3 protein-coding genes are annotated in these 3,805 nt (G+C 66.4%); all 3 read right to left on the bottom strand.

Going from position 1 to position 3,805, the window contains the following annotated elements; all coding sequences use genetic code 11:
* The coding region (gene rimP / locus VMJ11_RS13495; RefSeq protein WP_325619900.1) for a ribosome maturation factor RimP at nt 1-371 on the bottom strand (371 nt) is incomplete at its 3' end.
* A gap of 490 nt (nt 372-861) precedes the next feature.
* Nucleotides 862-2,691 (bottom strand): 23S rRNA pseudouridine(2605) synthase RluB, encoded by a 1,830-nt coding sequence (gene rluB, locus VMJ11_RS13490; protein ID WP_325619899.1) that lies wholly within the window; start codon nt 2,689-2,691, stop codon nt 862-864.
* A 63-nt stretch (nt 2,692-2,754) separates the two neighbouring features.
* Nucleotides 2,755-3,684, bottom strand: a complete 930-nt coding sequence (gene scpB, locus VMJ11_RS13485) for an SMC-Scp complex subunit ScpB (RefSeq protein WP_325619898.1) — start codon at nt 3,682-3,684, stop codon at nt 2,755-2,757.
* Nucleotides 3,685-3,805: the final 121 nt, after the last annotated feature.

The following is a 3,805-nucleotide window of genomic DNA, read 5'->3' as shown; positions in this document are numbered from 1 at the left end:
GCCTTCCCTTCGAATTCCAGACCGATGGTCTCGCCCTCGGGAGCATGCACGATACCCCGGTACGATTTCCGTCCGTCCAATGGCTTTTTCAACGTGATGACCGCTTCGCAGCCTGCGAAGCGTTCGAAGTCCGCCAGTTTTTTCAGCGGACGGTCGAGACCGGGCGACGAAACCTCGAGTCGCTCGTAGTCGATGTTCTCGACCGTCAGAACGTGCTGCAGCTGACGCGTGACCTTCTCGCAGTCCTCGATCGCGATCCCCGCGGGCTGATCGATGTAGATGGTCAGCATGCCGCGCCCGGTGCGCTCGAGGTCGACCAGCTCGTAACCGAGACCGGTGACCGTGGTTTCAATCAGTTCCGTCAGTTGCACAATGCCCACTCCAGATGTTCGCGCAGCGGGCCGGCAACTTCCTTCGCTCAAATATTTGCTTCGCTCGGGATTCGCGGGCCGCGCGCCAGGTGAGCGCGCGCGCTTCTCACCTACCTGCCCCACGATGCCGAACACCGCGGCCGGCTCCTGAATCTGCGCCGTTGCGACAGCATTCGCTGTGACAGCACAGATCCGGCGAACCAAAAAAAAAATGGGCGAAACGCCCATCTTCTCACTTAGCCAGGTGGTCGCACCTGGGGCGCAAAGAATAGCCGCACGCCCAGCGACTTTGTGATTCTAGCCTTTTTTGGACATTAACGCAAATCACGAGGCAAGCCCTAACAGCCATTTACTGCGTTTTATGGGCTTGCCAAGGTGATTTGCAGGCGATTTCCGCGCTAATCGGCGTGTTGCAGAAGCGGCAACACGCATGCCGTTGCGCGAGAGACGAAGCCCGACGCGTGATGCGGCCGGGCGTCGCGCGTCGTCGTCAATGACCGCGGGTGCGATTGCGCGGTGTGCCGCGCTGGCCGCCACGGTTGTTACCGCCTGCACGATTGCCGCCAGCATTGGTGCTGGCGTTGTTGCCCGGGCCGCCGCGGCGATTGCCGCCCGTGCCGCCCGCATTGCCGCCCGCTCGCTTGCCCGCGCCGGGAGCACGGTTGCCGTCGACTTCGCGGCCGCCGGTACGGTTGCCACCGCGACCGCCGCCCAGCCCCGAGCCGAAGCCCGAGCCCGAGCCCGCGCCGAAGCCGCCAGACCCGCCGCCGAAGCCACCCGTCACGCCGCGTCGTCCCTGGCGCGGCTGGTTCATCGCGCCGTGCGAGCTCAGCACCGGTTCGCGATTGATGAAGCCCATCGAAGTCTGCATCGGATCGGGCTGGCGACGGTCCTGCTCTTTGCCACGCCCACCCGCCTTCTCTTCGCTCGGCGCCTTCAGGCCGACCGCCGCCATGAGGCTGCGGACCTGGTTGTCTTCGAGCTCTTCCCAGCGGCCGCGCTTGAGACCCTTCGGCAGCGCGATCGGGCCGTGGCGCGTACGGATCAGACGGCTCACCATCAGGCCAACCGCCTCAAACATGCGACGCACTTCGCGATTGCGCCCTTCGGCCAGCGCGACGTGATACCAGTGATTCGTGCCTTCGCCGCCGCCGTCGCGCAGGCGCAGGAAATTCGCCGGGCCATCCTCGAGCTCGACGCCCTTGAGCAGCTTCTGGCGATTCCCCTCGCTGAGTTCGCCCACCACGCGCACCGCGTATTCGCGCTCCACGCTGTAGCGCGGGTGCATGAAGCGGTTCGCCAGATCACCCGAGGTCGTAAGCATCAGCAGACCCTCGGTGTTGAAGTCCAGACGCCCGACGGCCAGCCACTTCGCCGTCTTCATGGGCGGCAGGCGGTCGAACACCGAGGGGCGGCCTTCTGGATCGGCGTGACTCACGATCTCGCCGGCAGGCTTGTGATAGATCAAGACGCGCGGCGGCTTGTTCGGCAGCTTGCGCTTGATCGGCTTGCCGTTGATGCGCACTTGATCGGTCGGCAGGATGCGCTGGCCGATGTGGGCAGGCTCGCCGTTCACCGAGACGCGCCCCGCAATGATCAGTTCTTCCATGTCGCGGCGCGAACCCATGCCTGCGTCCGCCAGCACCTTGTGCAGCTTCGGCGCATCGTCGTCCGGGCTCAGCACGCGCTTGGGCTGGGCACGGCCGCCGCGCAGCATCGGCGCGCGCACGCCCGTGCCGGCGCCGTTGTCGGCGTCGAATGCCGGCGAGGTCACGTAGAGGAACAAGTCGTCCTGAGTGGAATCGCCAGCCGTGGCCGCCGGCTGCCCTTCGGCGCGCCCCTGGCCCTTCTGGCGCTTGCCCGCGCCCTGCTGGCGCTCGCCATGACGTTCGTCCCGTCGTTCACCTTGACGTTCGCCCTGACTGGAGCCACCGGCCACATTCTGGCGGCGGCCCGGCTTCTTCGCGCCCGCGTCCTTGCGCGGCGTGCGCACCTGCGCAGCGACGCCGCCGTCCGGCGGCGTCTGCGTCGCGGCAGCGCTCGCCGCAGTCGACTCCGCGCTCTCGGGGCCGCCCGCACCTTCTGCGGCCTTTACCTTCGCGCCCGCACGGCGGCGCGCGATCAGGCTGCGCGGCCCGCGGCGCAGGCCGCGGCGCGGACGCTCTTCGCCCTCGCCGCCTTGTGCCTCGCCACCTTGCGCTTGTGCGCCCGGGGCGTTGCCTTCGACCTGCGAGGCGCGCGTATCGTCGTCGCGCGCGGAAGACGCGCGGCGCGCGGATTCGGGCGCGTCGGTCGAATCAGTGTCGTGGATATCAGTCAAAACAACCTCAAAATGTCAGGTTGCGCGCCCGCTTGCGGGGCGCGTCAAAAAATGCTTGCTGCTTCAGTTGCCGCGTCGGGCGGCTTCGTCGTCCGTCGTCGAGACGGGGTCGTCCTGTGCCGCGTCGCGGCGGTCTTCGTGTTCTTCGCCGGCCGTATCGACCGTATTGGCGATATGCGCGGCCACGTGCGTGGCTTCCTGCGCGTGAGCGTCCAGGGCCACGCCGTGCTCCGCGAGGCTTGATTCGTGCTGCGTAGCGCCGCCCGCGACTTCTGCGGCATAAGCATCGTTTGCAACCGAGCCCTCTGGCGTTTCACGCGCCGGCTGCTCAGACGCTTCGCTCTGTCCTGCCGACGCTGCCGCATCTCCCGCGCCTGCCGCCTCGTGCACCTCGGGCTGGCCCTGCGCGACGAGCTGCGCCGCGTCGCTATCGGGAAACTCGATGGCGTGCTGGGCAAGCAGTTGCTCGCCCAGCTGGCTCGACGGATCGTCGAGCGGCGGCAATTCATCAAGCGACTTCAGGCCGAGATCGTCGAGGAATTGCCGGGTCGTCGCATAGAGCGCCGGGCGTCCCGGCACGTCGCGATGACCGATGACTTCGATCCAGTTGCGGTCCTCGAGCTGCTTGACGACCTGCGTGTTGACCGTGACGCCGCGAATCTCCTCGATGTCGCCGCGCGTGACCGGCTGCCGGTACGCGATGATCGCGAGCGTTTCGAGGACCGCGCGCGAATAGCGCGGCGGCTTTTCGGGGTGCAGCCGGTCCAGGTAGGTCCGCATCGCCGGCTTGCTCTGAAAGCGCCAGCCCGACGCGAGCCCCACCAGCTCGACGCCGCGCCCCGACCATTCGTGCCGCAGGTCTTCGAGCAGGTTACGGACCGTGTCCGCCGAAACGTCGTCGGCAAACAGTTTGCGCAGTTCGCCGATTTTCAGCGGCTCCTGCGTGCAGATCAATGCAGTCTCGAGGACGATTTTCGCCTCTTGGGTATTCATGCAGCCAGGTCAGACCCTAAGTAAGGTAAATCAGGTTCAAGGAACCGGATCAGACAGACGAAAGACGATATGGAACTGGAGACGCGCTCGCCCGATTCTGATCGGTCATATTGATGGGAGC

The organism is Paraburkholderia sp. (assembly GCF_035501035.1).
GTDB lineage: Bacteria > Pseudomonadota > Gammaproteobacteria > Burkholderiales > Burkholderiaceae > Paraburkholderia.
Note: the sequence above shows the minus strand (reverse complement) of the source record. Positions and strands in the feature narration are given on the sequence as shown.

What these genes read in the sequence shown, in the direction of transcription:
- scpB (WP_325619898.1), bottom strand. Translation starts at nt 3,684, where the DNA reads ATGAATACCCAAGAGGCGAAAATCGTCCTCGAGACTGCATTGATCTGC.